General features: G+C 35.4%; 16 protein-coding genes, 1 pseudogene and 1 riboswitch. Of the genes and pseudogenes, 15 read left to right on the plus strand and 2 right to left on the minus strand.

The window, feature by feature from the left end; translation table 11 throughout:
• Window positions 1-39: 39 nt before the first annotated feature.
• The gene (locus ACFHWD_RS18410; protein ID WP_378062846.1) at window positions 40-1,422 is read right to left on the minus strand and encodes a transposase; all 1,383 of its coding nucleotides are present in this window, start codon (window positions 1,420-1,422) and stop codon (window positions 40-42) included.
• Window positions 1,423-1,598: 176 nt separating this feature from the next.
• On the opposite strand from ACFHWD_RS18410, the pseudogene ACFHWD_RS18415 reads away from it, so the two are divergent.
• The 15 genes and pseudogenes from ACFHWD_RS18415 to guaA all read left to right on the plus strand — a co-directional run.
• A pseudogene (locus ACFHWD_RS18415) lies at window positions 1,599-1,697 on the plus strand (DNA adenine methylase); the annotation flags it as partial.
• Between the two features lie 124 nt (window positions 1,698-1,821).
• Window positions 1,822-2,601 carry a short-chain-enoyl-CoA hydratase gene (locus ACFHWD_RS18420; RefSeq protein WP_150358495.1) on the plus strand — a complete coding sequence of 260 codons (780 nt, stop codon included), beginning with the start codon at window positions 1,822-1,824 and terminating at the stop codon, window positions 2,599-2,601.
• Between the two features lie 85 nt (window positions 2,602-2,686).
• On the plus strand, window positions 2,687-3,826 hold the full coding sequence (locus ACFHWD_RS18425; RefSeq protein ID WP_150358494.1) for an acyl-CoA dehydrogenase: 1,140 nt from the start codon (window positions 2,687-2,689) through the stop codon (window positions 3,824-3,826).
• 14 nt (window positions 3,827-3,840) lie between these two features.
• The gene (locus ACFHWD_RS18430) at window positions 3,841-4,620 is read left to right on the plus strand and encodes an electron transfer flavoprotein subunit beta/FixA family protein (protein WP_150358493.1); all 780 of its coding nucleotides are present in this window, start codon (window positions 3,841-3,843) and stop codon (window positions 4,618-4,620) included.
• Between the two features lie 16 nt (window positions 4,621-4,636).
• Window positions 4,637-5,638 carry an electron transfer flavoprotein subunit alpha/FixB family protein gene (locus ACFHWD_RS18435; RefSeq protein WP_150358492.1) on the plus strand — a complete coding sequence of 334 codons (1,002 nt, stop codon included), beginning with the start codon at window positions 4,637-4,639 and terminating at the stop codon, window positions 5,636-5,638.
• A 56-nt stretch (window positions 5,639-5,694) separates the two neighbouring features.
• The gene (locus tag ACFHWD_RS18440; protein ID WP_150358491.1) at window positions 5,695-6,543 is read left to right on the plus strand and encodes a 3-hydroxybutyryl-CoA dehydrogenase; all 849 of its coding nucleotides are present in this window, start codon (window positions 5,695-5,697) and stop codon (window positions 6,541-6,543) included.
• 343 nt (window positions 6,544-6,886) lie between these two features.
• The gene (locus tag ACFHWD_RS18445) at window positions 6,887-9,160 is read left to right on the plus strand and encodes a bifunctional dihydroorotate dehydrogenase B NAD binding subunit/NADPH-dependent glutamate synthase (RefSeq protein ID WP_150358490.1); all 2,274 of its coding nucleotides are present in this window, start codon (window positions 6,887-6,889) and stop codon (window positions 9,158-9,160) included.
• Window positions 9,161-9,237: 77 nt separating this feature from the next.
• Entirely contained in the window at window positions 9,238-10,146 is a 909-nt protein-coding gene (locus tag ACFHWD_RS18450) for a DNA-3-methyladenine glycosylase (RefSeq protein WP_150358489.1), read from the plus strand.
• Between the two features lie 20 nt (window positions 10,147-10,166).
• A complete protein-coding gene (locus tag ACFHWD_RS18455; RefSeq protein ID WP_150358488.1) occupies window positions 10,167-10,427 on the plus strand; it encodes a hypothetical protein in 261 nt (86 codons plus the stop codon).
• 280 nt (window positions 10,428-10,707) lie between these two features.
• Window positions 10,708-12,198, plus strand: coding sequence for a 4Fe-4S dicluster domain-containing protein (locus tag ACFHWD_RS18460; RefSeq protein WP_150358487.1), 1,491 nt, complete (start codon window positions 10,708-10,710; stop codon window positions 12,196-12,198).
• A 199-nt stretch (window positions 12,199-12,397) separates the two neighbouring features.
• Window positions 12,398-13,120 (plus strand): TVP38/TMEM64 family protein, encoded by a 723-nt coding sequence (locus ACFHWD_RS18465; RefSeq protein WP_378062847.1) that lies wholly within the window; start codon window positions 12,398-12,400, stop codon window positions 13,118-13,120.
• 326 nt (window positions 13,121-13,446) lie between these two features.
• The gene (gene groES / locus ACFHWD_RS18470) at window positions 13,447-13,731 is read left to right on the plus strand and encodes a co-chaperone GroES (protein ID WP_150358314.1); all 285 of its coding nucleotides are present in this window, start codon (window positions 13,447-13,449) and stop codon (window positions 13,729-13,731) included.
• A 60-nt stretch (window positions 13,732-13,791) separates the two neighbouring features.
• Window positions 13,792-15,429 carry a chaperonin GroEL gene (gene groL, locus ACFHWD_RS18475; protein ID WP_150358315.1) on the plus strand — a complete coding sequence of 546 codons (1,638 nt, stop codon included), beginning with the start codon at window positions 13,792-13,794 and terminating at the stop codon, window positions 15,427-15,429.
• A gap of 160 nt (window positions 15,430-15,589) precedes the next feature.
• A riboswitch (purine riboswitch) is annotated at window positions 15,590-15,687 on the plus strand.
• A 103-nt stretch (window positions 15,688-15,790) separates the two neighbouring features.
• The gene (guaB, locus tag ACFHWD_RS18480; protein WP_150358316.1) at window positions 15,791-17,248 is read left to right on the plus strand and encodes an IMP dehydrogenase; all 1,458 of its coding nucleotides are present in this window, start codon (window positions 15,791-15,793) and stop codon (window positions 17,246-17,248) included.
• Between the two features lie 108 nt (window positions 17,249-17,356).
• Complete coding sequence (gene guaA / locus ACFHWD_RS18485; protein WP_179978431.1) at window positions 17,357-18,889, plus strand: glutamine-hydrolyzing GMP synthase; 1,533 nt, start codon at window positions 17,357-17,359, stop codon at window positions 18,887-18,889.
• Window positions 18,890-19,115: 226 nt separating this feature from the next.
• Here guaA and ACFHWD_RS18490 read toward each other — a convergent pair whose 3' ends face one another.
• A complete protein-coding gene (locus ACFHWD_RS18490) occupies window positions 19,116-19,841 on the minus strand; it encodes an ion transporter (RefSeq protein WP_378062848.1) in 726 nt (241 codons plus the stop codon).
• Between the last annotated feature and the right edge of the window lie 124 nt (window positions 19,842-19,965).

Raw genomic sequence — 19,965 nt, forward strand, 5'->3', positions numbered from 1 at the left:
ATCTTCAATTCGTAATTTGAATATAGAGATCCAATCCTGCTATACTAAAGCCAGGGTTGGATCAAGGAGTTTCCTGACTTCTGCCGGACAACCAGCATACAACTGAATAAATTCAATAAATGGGAATACTCCAAAATATTGACCGGAGTATATAATAACGGATTTCTTCCTGTCTGATTTGTAGTTCTTGATGACTACAGGCAGTGACTTGCCTGAATATTTACTTCCTTCGTCCATATTTTTAAATAGTTGAAAATACATGTATCCTATCAATGTCATGATAATATGAAATGTTATGAAATTATATTTCGTACTTTTAAAATCTTCAAGTTTCCAGAAATCCTTTATTTGTCTGAAGTCTTCTTCTATTTCCGGTCTTAATTCATATGTATTTATTATCTGTTTTGCAGTTTTGCCTGTATCTGTGGTCAAAAATACATAGTAGTTGTCATCCTTTTTATCATGTACCACACAGGCGCACAAATCCACATCAGCTTCCGGGCTGCCGCTTTCCCACATTGACCCGAGGTTTCTGACAAGCTGTATTTCCTGGGTATTTCTCTTTTTATTTGGATGCTTTAGCCACTTACCTTGTGATTGGGCTATACTTACAGCCTCGCTGTAAATTGTCATGCCCTTTTTTGCCGGTATGTATGTATCGACTCCACGTTTCAGCTTAAGTTCATTTATGATGTCTCTTGAGATAAACCCCCTGTCATTTATAAGTATGTCTCCATTTTTCAGGCATTTACTTTTCAAAATCATACTCCTGCAGAGCTCCAGGTCATGAGTTTTTATGGAGCCATAGACTATTTCTTCAATTATTCCGGAATCATCCATGAGTCCCCTGAGTGTCCCCAGTTTATATCCCCGGAAAGGCTTATCGTCTACGGATATAACTTCTGAATTCTCATAATTTGCATTGTTTAAATTAACCTCTAATTTAGTGCAGTCGAGAATATGTATTGACGGGCTCACACCAACACCTGGCAGTACGGTATTCTGAATATAATGGTTATATGAGTCTATAAGCTCTACACTCTCATATTTACTGACAAAATTTCTAATAACGCCTTCTGAAAACAGACCTTCATCCATATTCCTGTCAGTATCCCACATATTCCATCCCAATTCAGACAGGAGTTCGCTGTCTGTTACTGCGAATGCAACATCAGTCAAACTTGTCTTCAATTTCATTTTAGCTGTAATTGCAAGTGCAATTAATATATTTAAAGGCAGATGCTTGTTTCCACTTCGTTTGTCCCTAAAATTGTCTGATAATTTGTCTATAAGTTTTATTTTTTTCATCTTCAATATTATAGTATCTATAAGGTTGGGAAAGCTGACATCGGCAGCATCAATATTACCGCATTTTATACTTTCAAGAACTTTATTTTTATTATTTTTACTAAGCTGTAACATTATGAACATCCTCCAAATTATTATGTTGATATATTTATAATTTTACTTTTAAATTTAATATTTTACCATACTATACTCTCATTTTTCATATTACGAATTGAAGTTATCCATATTCTACCTTGATATAGAACATATGTTCGTATATAATAGTATTATCTGGAACATAGGAGGTATATATGAATAGTTTTATAAGTTGGATAGGCGGGAAGAAGTTACTCAGGAAGGAGATAGTTAAAAGATTTCCCGAAAGTTTTAATAGATACATAGNATTATACTATTTATTATTGAAATATGTAATTTTAAAGTATATAATAATATTTGTGATATTATTAACAATAGTATGTTAATAAACTGTTTAATTTTAGTATAAAATACTAAAAACTTTTGGGGAGGGTTAATATGGAGTATAAAAATGTTATTCTTGAAAAAGAGGGGAAGTTGGCACTGCTCACAATAAACAGACCTAAGGCACTTAATGCTTTAAATTCGGAAACAGTGATGGAAATAGATAGTGCTATAGATGAGATTGCGGCAGATGATGCTGTGCTGGCTGTAATAATTACAGGAGCAGGAAAATCTTTTGTAGCTGGAGCAGATATAACTCAGATGAAAGATTTTAATACCTTAGAAGGCAGAAAATTCAGTAGACTTGGCAATAAAGTTTTTAGGAAACTGGAAAACTTAGAAAAACCTGTTATAGCAGCAGTAAATGGTTTTGCATTAGGTGGTGGATGTGAATTATCTCTGGCCTGTGATATAAGAATAGCTTCATCAAAGGCTAAGTTTGGACAACCAGAAGTGGGATTGGGAATTACACCGGGTTTTGGAGGAACTCAAAGACTTGCACGAGTAGTTGGACTGGGTATGGCTAAAGAGTTGATATATACTGCAAAGATGATAAAAGCTGATGAAGCTTTGAGAATAGGATTGGTAAATAGTGTATTTGAACCCGAAAAATTATTGGAAGAGGCAAAAAAATTAGCAAATACTATAGCTTCTAATGCGCCTGTAGCTGTTAGAATGAGTAAAGCTGCTATAAACAGAGGTATTCAGTGTGATATAGATACAGCTGTAGCTTATGAATCAGAAGCCTTTGGCGAATGCTTTTCTACAGAAGATCAAAAAGAAGGAATGACAGCTTTTGTAGAAAAAAGGGAAAAGAATTTTAAAAATAAATAATTTAGTTATACTATAGCGATCTTGTTATTAATATTTACAGAAGCTATATTTTATAGTATGAAAACTATATTAGGGGGTAAAATAAATGGATTTTACGTTAACAAGGGAACAAGAATTTGTAAAACAGATGGTAAAAGAATTTACCGAAAATGAAGTTAAACCAATAGCCGCTGAAATAGACGAAACCGAGAGATTTCCTCAGGAAACAGTGGATAAAATGGCTAAATACGGTATGCTGGGAATCCCTTTTCCAGTTGAATACGGCGGAGCAGGGGGAGATACGCTGGCTTACATACTAGCTGTTGAAGAGGTTTCTAAGGCTTGTGCTACTACTGGAGTTATACTATCGGGACATACTTCACTTTGTGCTTCATTACTTCAACAATTTGGTACAGAAGAACAAAAACAAAAGTATTTGGTTCCACTGGCAAAAGGTGAAAAACTTGGAGCTTTTGGTCTAACAGAGCCTAATGCAGGTACTGATGCTTCAGGTCAGCAGAGCCAGGCAATACTTGAAGGAGATCACTACATTTTAAATGGACAGAAAATATTTATTACAAATGGAGGAGTTGCAGATGTTTTTATAGTATTTGCTATGACGGACAGAAGCAAGGGTACTAGAGGAATATCTGCATTTATACTGGAAAAGGGAACACCGGGTTTCTCCATAGGCAAAACTGAAAATAAGATGGGAATAAGAGCTTCTTCTACAACTGAATTGGTATTTGAAGACTGCATAATTCCAAAAGAGAATTTGGTAGGGAAAGAGGGAAAAGGTTTCCCAATAGCAATGAAGACTCTTGATGGAGGAAGAATTGGTATAGCTGCTCAGGCTCTTGGAATTGCAGAAGGTGCTTTGGATGAGGCTATTGAATATATGAAAGAGAGAAAACAGTTTGGAAGACCACTTTTTAAGTTCCAGGGTTTAGGCTGGACAGTGGCGGATCTGGATACTGAGATAGAAGCTGCAAGATTTTTGGTGTATAAGGCAGCTGTGAATAAGGATAAAGGAGTTCCTTATACAGTAGATGCTGCAAGAGCTAAACTGATAGCAGCTACTGTGGCTATGGAAGTTACAACTAAGGTAGTTCAGCTGTTTGGTGGATATGGATACACTAAAGACTATCCTGTAGAGAGAATGATGAGAGATGCTAAAATAACTGAAATATATGAAGGAACTTCAGAAGTTCAAAAGATGGTTATTTCAGGAAACTTATTTAAATAGGGGGGACACTTATAATGAATATAGTTGTTTGTTTAAAACAGGTACCGGATACCAATGAAGTTAAAATAGATCCTAAAACTGGAACATTGATAAGAGAAGGTGTTCCATCAATAATAAATCCAGATGATAAAAATGCTCTTGAAGAAGCATTGGTTATTAGAGAAAAAGAGGGGGGAAAAGTTACAGTAATAAGCATGGGACCTCCTCAGGCAGAAGTTGCATTAAGAGAGGCTCTGGCGATGGGTGCTGATGAGGCCATACTTATATCAGACAGAGCTTTCGCAGGTGCAGATACATGTGCCACTGCCTATGCACTGTCAGGCGCACTTAAAGAATTAGATTACGATGTAATCTTTGCTGGAAGACAGGCTATAGATGGAGATACAGCTCAAGTTGGACCTGAAATAGCTGAATTTCTTCAAATACCCCAGGTAACTTATGTAGAAGAAGTTAATGTTGAAGGCGGCAAGTTGAAAGTCAAAAAGGCCTGGGAAGATGGTTATGAAACAGTGACAGTTGGAACCCCAGTGCTTCTTACAGCTATAAAAGAGTTAAATAAGCCAAGATATATGCATATGAAAAATATATTTAAAATCTTTAAGCAGGATGTAAAAGTATGGCATGCAGATGATATAGATGTAGATAAATCCCTTCTTGGACTTTCGGGTTCTCCGACAAGAGTTAGAAGATCGGCTACCAAGGAAGCAAAAGGACAAGGAGAAATAGTTAATAAGCCATATAAGGAAGCTGTAACGTATGCACTTTCAAAATTAAAGGAAAAACACTTAATTTAATTAGGAGGGATTTATAATGAACATAGCAGACTATAAAGGTGTATGGGTATTTGCAGAGCAAAGAGACGGAAACCTGCAGAAAGTTGCCCTAGAATTACTTGGAAAAGGCAGAGAGCTGGCAGATAAATTAGGCGTAGAATTGACAGCTGTATTACTTGGCAGCGAAATAGATGATGCAGCTAAGGAGTTAATTGCTTATGGTGCTGACAAAGTGCTGTATGCGGACAGTCCACTTTTGAAACACTATACTACAGATGCCTATGCTAAAGTTATTTATGATTTAATAAATGAGAAAAAACCGGAAGTATTTCTCATAGGTGCAACATTTATGGGAAGAGATTTAGGACCGAGAGTAGCAGCTAGGCTTAGAACAGGACTTACAGCTGATTGTACAGGACTTGATGTTGATGCAGAGTCGAAAAATCTACTTATGACAAGGCCTGCATTTGGTGGAAATCTTATGGCAACTATAGAGTGTGCTGATCACAGGCCTCAAATGTCTACTGTGAGACCAGGGGTTTTTGAAAAGCTTGAAAAAGACGAAAGCAGAGCTGTCAAGATAGATAAATTTAAGGCAGATTTAAAAGCTTCCGATATTAGATTAAAAGTAGATGAAGTAATAAAAATTGCGAAAAACGTAATGGATATAGGAGAAGCAGATGTTATAGTATCCGGAGGAAGAGGACTTGGAAGTGAAGAGGGATTTAAGGTTCTAAAAGAACTGGCAGATCTTCTAGGTGGAACTATAGCAGGCTCCCGTGCCACTGTTGACAGCGGATGGATAGACAAGGCATATCAGGTAGGACAGACAGGTAAAACCGTAAGGCCTAAATTGTATATAGCTTGTGGTATATCTGGAGCTATACAGCATTTGGCAGGAATGCAGGATAGCGATTTTATTGTGGCCATAAATAAAGATGACAGTGCTCCAATAATGAATGTAGCAGATCTTGGTTTAGTTGGAGATTATAAAAAAATTGTGCCTGAAATGGTAGCCCAGATTAAAGCTATAAAATAGGAGTTTTGTTATAAAGATAGTATTTAAATTATATTAATTTTAGGGGAGGGATATACGTGAAAAAAGTATGTGTTCTTGGTGCGGGAACAATGGGCTCAGGAATAGCTCAGGCTTTTGCATCAAAAGGTGTGGAGGTTATAATAAGGGATATAAAGGATGAATTTGTTGAAAGAGGAATTTCAGGAATAAAAAAGGGATTCCAAAAGAGAATAGCTAAGGGCAAAATTACACAAGCAGATGCTGATGCTATACTTTCTAGAATTAAAGGAACAGTTGACCTTAAATTGGCAGCTGATTGCGATTTAGTAGTAGAGGCAGCAGTGGAAAACATGAAAATAAAGAAGCAGATTTTTTCTGAATTGGATGGGATATGCAAACCGGAAACTATTTTATCTTCCAATACATCCTCATTGTCTATAACTGAGATAGCATCTGCTACAACTAGGCCTGATAAGGTTATAGGAATGCACTTTTTTAATCCAGCACCTGTTATGAAATTGATTGAAATAACAAAGGGAATGGCTACATCTCAGGAGACTTTTGATAAAGTTAAAGAAGTTGCCCTTAGTATAGGAAAAGATCCTGTAGAAGTATCCGAGGCTCCAGGTTTTATTGTAAATAGAATACTGGTACCTATGATAAATGAAGGTGTAGGCATATTAGCTGAAGGTATAGCTTCAGCAGAAGATATAGATAAGGCTATGAAATTAGGTGCAAATCATCCTATGGGACCTTTGGAATTAGGAGATCTTATAGGGCTGGATATTTGTCTTGCCGTAATGGATGTGCTTTATAAAGAAACTGGAGATTCCAAATACAGGGCTCATCCGCTGCTTAGGAAATATGTAAGAGCTGGATGGCTGGGCAGAAAAACTGGAAAAGGATTTTATGACTATAAGAAATAGTTATTTAAAAGTTTCATGTTTGACATTCTCGATTTAAAAAATCGGGAATGTCAAGAGCAGCGTTATGATTATATAAGTTTTTCCAGAGTTCAGTAAGCAAACTCTATCTGAATCTTAGAATCACTTAATTTGAAGAAGATCATTAAACCATTTTATAAGAGATTATGAATTTGATTTAATGATCTTTTTTGCTAATTCACAGATTGTGCACTTTTTGCAATTATATGATATAATTATAAAGGATTATTATATGTCAGATAAATATAAACGAGAGGGGAGTTGAAACTGCCAGAATCAGAGGTGTATCCGGTATATTTGGATTACATTTGATTGGTGGAATAATATGTACAAAATAGTAAGAAAAGAAGAATTGGCACCCAATATATTTTTAATGGATATAGAAGCACCGAGAGTTGCAAAATCCTGTCTGCCTGGTCAATTTATCATAGTAAAAATAGATGAGAAAGGTGAAAGAATACCTTTAACTATATGTGACTATGATTCTGAAAAAGGCACAGTTACAATAGTATTTCAGACATTGGGGGATTCAACTAAAAGGATGGCTGAGTACAGGGTAGGCGAATATTTTGAAGATTTTGTTGGGCCATTGGGACAACATTCTGATTTTGTAAATGAAAGTATGGAGGAACTCAAAAAGAAGAACATAATATTTGTAGCAGGAGGAGTTGGCACTGCCCCGGTTTATCCCCAGGTAAAATGGCTTCACAGCCACGGAATAGATGCAGATGTCATAGTGGGGTGTAAATCTAAAAACTATCTACTTTTTGAAGAAGAGCTGAAACCGATTTGCGATAACCTTTATATAGCTACTGATGATGGAAGTTATGGGTACAAAGGATTTGTTACAGATCTTCTGAAAGAGCTTATTGATAAGAAGACTAAGGACTACAATTATGTAGTCGCTATAGGACCAATGATAATGATGAAGTTTATAGCACAGCTTACTAAAAAATACGGGATTAAAACTATAGTGAGTTTGAATCCTATAATGGTAGATGGTACTGGAATGTGTGGAGCCTGCAGGGTTACTGTAGGAGGAAAAGTAAAATTTGCCTGTGTGGATGGACCCGAATTTGACGGCCATCTTGTAAATTTTGATGAAGCTATGAGAAGGCAGGCTATGTATAAGACTGAAGAGGGAAAAAAGATATTGAAGAAAGAAGAGGGAGATACATTCGACAGAAAGGGCTGTGAATGTAGAGCAGAGGAAAAACTTAATAGGATGAAGAGAGTCCCAATAAGGGAACAGGATCCTAAAGTGAGAGCCACTAATTTTGATGAGGTATGTCTTGGCTACACTGAGGAAGAAGCTGTAAAAGAAGCGTCCAGATGCCTAAACTGTAAAAAACCTATGTGTGTAACTCAATGTCCTGTTTCCATAAGCATACCTAAGTTTATAGAACAGGTTAAGAATAAAAATTTTGAAAAGGCTGCTAGGATAATAGCTGAATCCAGTGCACTTCCGGCAGTTTGTGGAAGAGTCTGTCCTCAGGAAACCCAGTGTGAAGGTAAATGTGTACTTGGAATAAAGGGAGATGCTATTGCCATAGGGAAGTTGGAAAGGTTTGTGGCAGACTGGTCCAGGGAAAATGACATTGATTTGTCCAAGACTTTACCTAAAAACGGTAAAAAAGTGGCTGTAATAGGCAGTGGTCCTTCAGGGCTTACCTGTGCGGGAGATTTGGCAAAGCTTGGGTATGATGTTACTATATTTGAAGCATTACATAAGGCCGGAGGGGTTTTAGTATATGGAATTCCTGAGTTCAGGCTTCCGAAAGATAAGGTAGTGCAGCATGAAGTGGAGAATGTAAAAAAATTAGGTGTTAAGATAGAGACAGATACAATAGTTGGCAGAACTATAACTATTGATGATCTCGTAGAAAAGGAAGGCTTCCAGGCAGTATTTATAGGTTCGGGAGCAGGACTTCCGAGGTTTATGGGAATACCTGGAGAGAATTTAAATGGGGTATTCTCGGCCAATGAGTTTCTTACAAGAAGCAATCTCATGCAGGCATTTAAAAAGGACTATGATACGCCTATAAAGGTTGGCAAGAAAGTTGCTGTAGTGGGCGGAGGAAATGTGGCAATGGATTCCGCAAGGACAGCACTTAGACTTGGGGCAGAAGTATATATAGTGTACAGAAGATCCCGTTCAGAATTACCGGCAAGGGCAGAAGAAGTCCATCATGCTGAGGAAGAGGGAATAAAATTTAATCTCTTGACTAATCCTGTAGAAATATTAGGAGATGAAAAGGGATGGGTTAAAGGAATGAAATGTGTAAAGATGAAATTAGGTGAACCAGATGAATCTGGCAGAAGAAGGCCTATTAAAATAGAGGGTTCAGAGTTTGATTTGGATGTAGATACGGTGATCATGGCACTGGGAACTTCACCGAATCCACTTATAGCTTCTACAACAAAGGGACTTGAAATGAACAAACGCGGGTGCCTGGTGGTGCAAGAAGATACTGGACTCACTACAAGGGAAGGAATATATGCAGGAGGAGATGCAGTTACTGGAGCTGCCACGGTAATACTTGCCATGGGAGCAGGTAAAAAGGCAGCAAAGGCTATAGATGAATACCTGAAGAAATGATTGGGAAAACTGTACTGGAATATTCTGGTGCAGTTTTTTACGATAATTTTTAACTCTACTGTTAAAGGAGTACGTGTATGGATTTTAATTATATAGAAAATTGTGAAGGTGGAATTGTAATAAAAGATGTAAGAAATTTTGAATTGCCCCATATATTTGATTGCGGGCAGTGTTTTAGATGGAATAAAAGGGAAAATGGAAATTATATAGGAGTAGCTTTTGGAAAGGTTATTGAGGTGGAAAAAAGAGACAGAGATGTACTGCTTTACAATGCATCTCAAAGGGACTTTAAAGAAATATGGGCAGACTATTTTGACCTGTATAGGGATTATGGTGAAATAAAAAATATTCTCAGTGAAGATCCAATTTTAAAAAAAGCCGTGGAGTTTGGAAATGGAATAAGGCTGTTGAAACAGGATCCCTTTGAACTGATTGTTTCATTTATAATATCTGCTAACAATAGAATACCTATGATAAAAAGGGCACTGAAAAATATAAGCCAAAAGTGGGGAGAACCGCTGGAATATAATGGGGAAATATATTATGCCTTTCCTAAAATAGAAAGATTAAAGGATGCTACTATGGAAGAACTTGCAGACTGTGGTACTGGATTCAGAAATAAATATATTGTGGATACTGTGCGGAAAATTTATGATAATGGCACTGAGAATCAACAGAATTATGATCAATCCTATGATATTAACTGGATTAAGATGCAAAAAGATGAAGTTTGCCATAAAGAGCTGCAAAAATTTATGGGTATAGGGCCAAAAGTGGCGGATTGTATTATGCTTTTTTCCATGCAGAAGTATTCTGCATTTCCTGTAGATGTATGGGTTAAGAGAGCTATGAATCACTTTTATCTGGCACCGGATGTATCCTTGAAAAAAACAAGAGACTTTGGAATAGATAAATTTGGTCAGTTGTCGGGATTTGCCCAGCAGTATCTTTTCTATTATGCAAGAGAAAACAAGATAAAAATATAGATGTCAGGAGAAAAAGAGAATTGAAGGATGTATTAAAATACGTGCCTGGATTTAGAACGGGTGAAAAATTTAAGATGATAATTGCCTCAGCCTATTATATAACTTGTTCCATAGCCATTATACCTAATTGGGGAGTATTTTTGCTTTTTTTTGCAGCACCTTTTGTACTATTTCATGGCATGGATGCGTTTAAAAATAAATCCAAAAAATCTGCTGTAATTTGTCTGATAGCTTTTATAGTCATGTGTTTTGGAAGAGCTATTGTATTATTAAAAAAGTGATGTAAATAAAGTATAGATTAAATAAAAAGTGCTGTAGAATTGCTTTTAGAACATTTTACAGCACTTTTTTTATATTTTCTATTAATAGCAAATTATACTGTACTACTATTTTAAATTAAACTGATAAGCTTTGACTAAGAAGTTATTATGTTGTAAACTGTTGGTAAATAAAGAATAGAAAAATATTTTTTAATTTTATAAAATCTGTTACATTTAAAACTATAATCTGTTATAATTTAAATGAAAAATATATTATCAGATGTTATGGAGGAGGATTAGGATGTTGAATTTTGAAACTCCATTGAAAAAACTGAAATTTTTAGTATTAAGAGAAGCAGCTTCTTTGGCTAAAGAAAATAAATTAAAAAGGGAAGAACTAGAAAAGATACCTTACAGGATAATTCAAAATGAGAATAAAGCGGAGTATAGGTGCTGTGTATATAAAGAAAGAGCAGTTGTATATGAGAGGGCTTTATTGGCATCTGGTTTTATACCTACTGATAATACTACATTGGATTTGAAAAAAATTGTAGATAAAGATCATATGATGTATGTACTTTCAGCTGCCTGTGATAGATGCCCAATATATAAATATAGTGTTACGGAAGCTTGCAGGGGATGTATACAGCATAAATGTATGGAGGTATGCCCTGCAAATGCTATAACTAGAATTGATGGAAGATCACACATAGATCATGATGTATGTAAAGAATGCGGTATGTGTAAAAAAGTATGCCCTTATAATGCTATAGCAGAAGTTATGAGACCTTGTAAAAGATCCTGTCCTACTGGAGCATTGGAAATAAATTCAGATAGTAAAAAGGCAATGATAGATAAGAAAAATTGTATTAACTGTGGTGCCTGTATGGCTGCATGTCCCTTTGGAGCTGTATCGGATAGAAGCTATATCACTGAAGTTACAAGTGCTTTATGTAAGAAAAAGGATATGTATGCTGTGGTAGCTCCTGCCATAACGGGACAGTTTGGACCTAAAGTTACAGTAGGACAAGTTAAAGATGCTTTTAAAAAGATTGGGTTTAAAAAAGTGGTGGAAGCAGCTTGTGGTGCAGATGCAGTTACTGTAAATGAATCCAGTGAATTTGCAGAGAGAATGAATTCTGGAGATGAATATATGACAAATTCCTGCTGCCCGGGATTTATAGGTTATATTGAAACTAAATTTCCAAGTGAAGTTTCTAAAATATCCGGTACTGTTTCACCTATGGTTGCTGCCGCTAGAATGATAAAAAAAGAAGATAAAAATGCAGTTGTAGTCTTTATAGGACCTTGTACTGCTAAGAAAAGTGAAATAAATAGAGAATCTGTAAGAGATGCAGTGGATTATGTTTTGACATTTGAGGAAATATCCGCACTTATGAGTGCGTTTAATATACGTCCTGAAGATTGTGAGAATTTGCCTGTAGAGGATGCTTCTCTTTATGGAAGGGGTTTCGCCCAGGAAGGAGGGCTTACAGCTGCTATAGAAAATTGTATAGATGTTAGAAAGGATAAAGTTGTGTTTAAACCTGTAAAGGTAAGTGGAAAAGATGATATAAAGAAGACTATGGCTATGGCCAGAACAAAAAGACTTCAGGGAAATTTTATAGAGGGAATGATGTGTCAGGGAGGATGTATTGGAGGACCCGGGACAATGATTGGGATCATGAAATCCAGGCCTCAATTGATTAAATTTAGTAAGCAGTCTACTAAAAAATCTGTACTTTCCAATGAAAATTTAAAAAAATTTGAAAAAGTGAATTTGAATAGATGATTTAAAAAAAGTATGCTGATGATTTGTTTAGAATTATCAGCATACTTTTTTTAAAAATTTAATTAAAATTTAATGTGGTTATGGTGATCATTTATGATAGAATTTTTATAGAGCATATTTTGTATTGTTAAGGTATATGAGTAAATTAACTGGACATAATTAATATTAAAATGCAGTAATATTTTCAGGGTGGTTAAGATTGAAAACTTATAGGGAAAAAATTAAAAAAAGGTTAATAGAATATAAGCCCTATGTAGTTCTGGGCATAATAATGCTTGTATTGCTTGTTGTGGCTTATGAATATTATCATAAGTATATTTATGTATTTAGGGATCCTGATAAGATAAGGGATATAATAATGTCTTATGGCAAATATGGTATATCGGTGTTTTTGCTTATTCAGATTTTACAGGTAATAGCATTTTTTATACCGGGAGAAATCGTTCAGGTTTCAGGTGGATATGTATACGGCACTGTATTTGGAAGTATACTGTCTATTATAGGCATAACTGCTGGAAGTATAATTTGTTATGGCATATCAAGAATTTACGGCAAACCTCTGATAAATAAAATAATATCTAAAAGGCATCTAAAATTTTTTGATAAAATATTACAATTGGGAAGCGTGAATTCCATAGTGTTTTTATTGTACTTAATTCCAGGTATACCTAAGGATGTCCTGGCCTATATATGTGGAATATCCGATATAAATCTCAAGAATTTTATATTGTGTTCGACATTGGGGAGATTGCCTGGAATAGTTATTTCCACGTATTTTGGATCAAAAATATATTCGGGAAATAAAATAGAGCTTATAATTATAGCTTTAATGATGTTTTCGTTGTTTTTGGTAGGTATTCTCAAAGGAGAAAAAATAATAGTTAAAATGGTAAAGGGATCTCAATCGGGAAGTAATAAGTGAATTTAAAATGCTGCTTATTACTTTTTTATTTAAAGAAAATTTATACAAATGTAATTGAAAAGTAATACTATGATGTCTTTTGAGTGATGTTTCTATAATAGTATATTCATAAAATATACAGAAATAAGCTGAAATATTTACTTAATTAAAGTATATTGGATGTTTTTTGGGAAAAATAGCATAATATATGCCAAATTTAAATTTGATAATATAAATGGGATTCATTATTATAATAATTGTATTAGCACTCATAATTAATGAGTGCTAACAAGAAAAGTTAAAAATTAAATTTAAATAAATCTAAAGTATTTTAAGGAGGGGTTTAGATGAAAATTAGACCACTTGGAGACAGAGTTGTAATTAAAAAAATTGAAGTGGAGGAAACCACTAAGAGTGGTATCGTTTTGCCAGGTACTGCTAAAGAAAAACCACAAGAAGCTGAGATTGTAGCAGTAGGACCTGGTGGAGTAGTTGATGGAAAAGAAATCACTATGGAGGTTAAAGTAGGAGATAGAGTACTGTTTTCCAAATATGCCGGGAATGAAGTAAAAATAGATGGTACGGAGTATACTATCTTGAGGCAGGATGACATATTGGCTATAATCGAATAAGAACATTATTAATTTAAAAAAAGTATTTATTATAATATGTAGTTGTAGGGAGGTTTTTTTATGGCAAAAAGTATTTTATTCAGTGAAGATGCAAGAACGAAAATGCAAGAAGGCGTAAATAAATTAGCGAATACAGTAAAAATTACCCTTGGACCTAAGGGAAGAAATGTAATACTTGACAAGAAATTTGGTACACCACTTATTACTAATGACGGTGTTACTATAGCAAAGGAGATAGAGTTAGAAGATCCCTATGAGAATATGGGAGCTCAGCTTGTAAAAGAAGTTGCTACGAAGACAAATGATGTGGCAGGAGACGGAACTACTACAGCAACTTTACTGGCTCAGGCTATAATAAGAGAAGGATTAAAAAATGTTACAGCAGGGGCAAATCCAATGCTTATAAGACAGGGTATAAAAATAGCTGTGGATAAGGCAGTAGAAGAAATAAAGAAAGTTTCAAGGACAGTAAAGGGAAAAGAAGATATAGCGAGAATTGCATCTATATCAGCTTCTGATGAAGAAATAGGTAAATTGATTGCTGACGCCATGGAGAAGGTCGGCAACGAGGGTGTTATAACTGTTGAAGAATCTAAGACTATGGGAACTGAGCTGGATGTAGTTGAAGGTATGCAATTTGACAGAGGCTATTTAAGTGCATATATGGTTACAGATACGGAAAAGATGGAAGCCGTATTAGATGATCCCTATATATTGATAACGGATAAAAAAATATCAAATATTCAAGAGATACTTCCACTGCTTGAAAAAATAGTTCAGCAGGGAAAGAAATTACTTATAATTGCTGAAGATGTAGAGGGTGAAGCCCTTGCAACCTTAGTTGTAAATAAGTTGAAGGGTACATTTACATGCGTAGCAGTAAAGGCACCTGGATTTGGAGATAGAAGAAAAGAAATGCTTCAGGATATAGCGGTACTTACTGGAGGACAGGTGATTTCTGAAGAACTTGGAAGAGACTTAAAGGAAGTTGATTTACAGGATTTAGGAAGAGCTGAATCCGTGAAGATAGACAAAGAAAATACCACTATTGTAAATGGAAGAGGAGATAAGCAAGCTATTAAAGATAGGGTATCTCAAATTAAAGTACAGATAGAAGAAACTACTTCCGATTTTGACAAGGAAAAATTACAGGAAAGACTTGCAAAACTTGCCGGCGGAGTAGCTGTAATAAAAGTTGGAGCAGCAACTGAAACTGAATTAAAAGAAAAGAAAATGAGAATAGAAGATGCACTGGCAGCTACTAAGGCAGGAGTTGAAGAAGGCATGGGACCTGGTGGTGGAACAGCTTATATCAATGCAATTCCAGAAGTTGAGAAGTTAACTTCAGATATACCAGACGTAAAGGTTGGTATAGATATAGTGAGAAAAGCACTGGAAGAACCAATTAGGCAGATAGCAGCTAATGCAGGTGTTGAGGGTTCTGTGATAATTGAAAAAGTTAAAAATAGTAAAGTTGGCATTGGCTATAATGTACTAAATGATAAATATGTAGATATGGTAGATAATGGAATAGTTGATCCAACTAAAGTTACAAGATCGGCACTTCAAAATGCAGCATCTGTAGCAGCTACATTCTTGACTACAGAAGCAGCAGTAGCAGATATTCCGGAAAAGAACACTCCAGCTCCTGGGCCAGGTGCACCTGGAATGGGCGGCGGAATGGACGGAATGTACTAATTTTCGAGCTTCAGCAGACTTTAAAACCCCGTATCATTGGATATGGGGTTTTATAATACTTTCTAAAATAGTATAAATTCACATTGACAAAAACAGAAAAATTGAATAAAATAGTGTAAATAGTTAATAAGACAGGTAGAAAAATGTCGAAATTTATAATAAGATTTGATTTTATCCATTTCATATATTTCCTCAATATGGCAGGAAGTATCTACCGGAAGCCGTAAATTTCCGACTATGAATGGAGTTATTATAGTATAGCCATATTACTTTCATTATGAATGAATTTAGTAGGGCTTTTTTATTAAACATTTTTTAAACAGTAATTATTAACATATTATAATTTTAGGAGTGATTTTAATTGGCAAGAATTTTAAAGGAAGCCTATACTTTCGATGATGTACTTTTAATACCAAATAAATCTGAAGTTTTACCTAGAGAGGTGTCCCTTGCAACTAATTTAACTAAAAAAATCAAATTAAACATACCTCTTATGAGTGCTAGCATGGATACTGTCACTGATTCCAAAATGGCAATTGCTATGGCAAGAGAAGGCGGTATTGGTATAATACATAAAAATATGTCTATAGAGCAGCAGGCTATAGAGGTAGACAAGGTAAAGAGACAGGAAAATGGTGTAATTACTGATCCCTTTTATCTTTCACCGGACAACAGCATAAATGATGCCCTTGCCCTCATGAGCAAATACAGAATATCAGGCATACCCATAACTACAAGGGGGAAACTGGTGGGTATAATTACAAACAGGGATATAGTTTTTGAAACAAATTATGATAAGAAAATTTCACAGGTCATGACCAGTGAGGGACTTGTAACAGCTCCAGAGGATACAACTATTGAAGAGGCCAAGAAAATACTTAAAACACATAAAATAGAAAAACTGCCTTTAGTGGATGAAAATAATAATTTAAGAGGACTCATAACTATAAAGGATATAGAAAAGGTAAAGAGATTTCCCAACAGTGCCAAAGATTCCAAAGGAAGACTTTTATGCGGCGCTGCAGTGGGCGTTACTGTGGATATGATGGATAGGGTAGATGCATTGGCTAAAATGGGAGTAGATGTTATAACTGTGGATACGGCCCATGGTCATTCCAAGGGAGTTCTGGATGCAGTTCAAACTATAAAGGGAAAATATCCGGAATTGCAAATTATTGCAGGAAATATTGCGACAGGTGATGCTGTAAGGGATCTTGCAAAAGCTGGAGTGGATTGTGTAAAAGTGGGCATTGGCCCTGGTTCTATATGTACTACAAGGGTTATATCCGGTGTAGGGGTACCACAGCTTACGGCAATAATGGATTGTGTAGAGGAAGCCAATAAATTTGATGTCCCGATTATTGCAGATGGAGGGATAAAGTATTCAGGAGATATAGTAAAGGCATTGGCAGCCGGTGCCAAGGTGGCTATGATGGGTTCCATGTTTGCAGGTTGTGATGAAGCTCCTGGTGAAACTGAAATATATAAAGGAAGGAGCTATAAAGTTTATAGGGGAATGGGATCACTAGCTGCTATGGCCTGTGGAAGCAAAGATAGATATTTTCAAGAGGGAAATAAAAAATTAGTTCCAGAAGGAGTAGAAGGCAGGGTGCCTTGCAAGGGACCTGTGGCAGATACTATATTTCAGCTCCTTGGAGGAATACGTTCGGGTATGGGATATTTAGGAGCTCCCACATTAAAAGATCTATATGAAAAAGCTACTTTTGTGATTCAATCTTCTGCTGGGCTTAGAGAAAGTCATCCCCATGATATATCTATGACTAGAGAGGCACCTAACTATAGCGTGAGACAGGAATAAATAAACTAGTTGATTTACTACAATATATATTTTTGGATGATATAATTATAAATGAGCTGTAACCGTGATAATTGATGTAATTATTTAAAAGTGGTTAGGAGGAAATCCATGGATAGGCAGATGGTTATTATAATAGATTTTGGAGGGCAGTATAATCAACTTATAGCAAGGAGGGTTAGGGAAAACAATGTATATTGTGAAATAGTTCCCTATACTTGCTCTCTGGATAAAATAATAGATAAAAACCCCAGTGGAATAATATTTACTGGTGGTCCTAAAAGTGTGTATGGGAAAAATGCTCCTAAAATAAGCAGGAGAATTTTCAGTTTAGGGATCCCTATTTTAGGTATATGCTATGGACATCAATTCATATGTGCCAATTTGGGTGGAGAAGTTAAAAGTGCTGTGGTTAGAGAATATGGAAAGGCGGATGTTGTACTGGACAATAACAGTATTTTATTCAGCGGTATAGATAAAGAGCAGAGCTGTTGGATGAGCCATACGGATGTGGTGTCCCGTGCACCAGAAGGTTTTGAAATTATAGCTTCTACTGACGAGTGCCCTGTGGCAGCTGTGGGGAATGATTCCAAAAAGATATATGGAGTTCAGTTTCATCCTGAGGTTCAGCACACTCCCTTTGGTAAAAAAATGCTCACGAATTTTTTGCTTAAAATCTGCAATTTAAAAGGAGATTGGTCCATGTCTTCTTTTATGGAGGAGAAAGTAAAACTTATTAGAGAAAAAATTGGAGATAAGAAGGTAATATGTGCCATGTCAGGCGGAGTGGATTCTTCTGTAGCGGCGGTTCTTGTACATAAAGCTGTTGGTAAAAAACTCACCTGTATTTTTGTGGATCACGGACTTCTTCGAAAAAATGAAGGAGATCAGGTGGAGCATGTGTTTAAAGAACAGTTTGACATGAACTTTGTAAGAGTTAATGCGAAAGACAGGTTTTTGGGAAAATTGAAAGGAGTGTCTGATCCTGAAAAGAAGAGAAAGATAATAGGGGAGGAGTTTATAAGGGTATTTGAAGAAGAAGCTAAAAAATTGGGTGAAATAGGTTTTTTAGTCCAGGGAACTATATATCCTGATGTTGTGGAAAGCGGCCTTGGAGCTTCTGATACTATAAAAAGCCATCACAATGTAGGAGGACTTCCGAAAAATATGGATTTTAAACTTATAGAACCTCTAAGGGAATTATTTAAGGATGAGGTCAGGATTGTGGGAGAACAATTGGGTATACCTCACAAATTGGTATGGAGGCAGCCATTCCCGGGACCTGGACTTGCAATAAGGGTTTTAGGGGACATTAATGAGGAGAAACTTGAAATAACTAGAGAAGCAGATGCAATATTTAGAGAGGAAATAGCCAATGCAGGATTGGATGAATCCATATGGCAGTATTTTGCCTGTCTTCCCAATATACGTTCTGTAGGGGTAATGGGCGATGAGAGGACCTACTGCTATACTGTTGCTCTTAGGGCTGTTATCTCCACAGACGCCATGACCTCGGACTGGGCTAAGATACCCTATCCTGTGCTGGATAAGGTGTCCAGAAGGATAGTAAATGAAGTTAAAGGTGTAAATAGAATTGTCTACGATATAACCAGCAAACCACCTGCTACAATTGAATGGGAGTGACAGCATAGAAGCCGGAAACCAGCATGAATGCTGGGTTTCTGGCTTTGTTTTTTGTAAAAGCGTACCGGAAACGTTCCGCTTTTAATTTTTATAGCTTTTTATCACTTTTTTTGAGCTGCTTTTTCAAGTCCTGAAATAACAGCAGCAGGTGTTTCAGTTTTAGCAATCTTGTTCAGGTTAGAAGCAATTGCCTCCATCTATATTTTTGTTGAATTTATACTTAAGTTTAATTATTTATATACTTACTTTTAATATATTGAATAAAATCCTCAATCTCTTTTTGTGCTTCTTCAGGGAGTTCGTTATAATCTGGTAGTGTTTTATTATTATTTATTTTATTTATAAAATAAGTTGATATAGTGCCGGTAAGTAAACTTATAAGGCATATTCCCATTATCATAAGAATTCCTGCTGTTATTCTACCAGGAATGGTCTTAGGATATATATCTCCATATCCAACGGTTGTAGTAGTTACAAAGCTCCACCAAAAAGCATCTCCAATGGATTTTACGGTTAATCCTTTTTCAAAAAAGTATATAGAAAATGATCCTGCCGTTATAGTTATTAAATTTGCATATATTAAATATATAAAACCATTTGTATATAGAAAATTTCTAGTATTTTTCTTAAGTTTTTTCAGAAAGGCTAAAAGCCTAATTAATTTAAATAATCTAGTTAGTTTAATTAATTTTAAAGCCCTAAAAAGCCTTGTAACCCTAAAGAAAGAACTGAATGGAATTATAGCAATCAGATCAAATATGTTTTCTTTAAAAAATCTTTTTTTATTTTGTGAAATAATTAATCGTGTGAAATAATCTACTGTAAAAATAATTAAAATAGCGTTATCAATGTAATTATACGGAGGAATGTCTATGTTAATTTTATTGGCCAAATCTAAAAAAGCTAAAATCACTGCAATTAGAGAAAATAGTATAATAAAAAAATTATACATTTTATGTAGCTTCTCGAAATTGGAGAATTTCATTAAATATTACCATCTTTCTGCATTTATTCATTAGTTTGTTCTATATATTTATTTAGTACTTCAGTTAATTTATCTGAATATAAATATAAGT

The organism is Clostridium sp. MT-14, assembly GCF_042436595.1.
GTDB lineage: Bacteria > Bacillota > Clostridia > Clostridiales > Clostridiaceae > Clostridium_B > Clostridium_B aromativorans.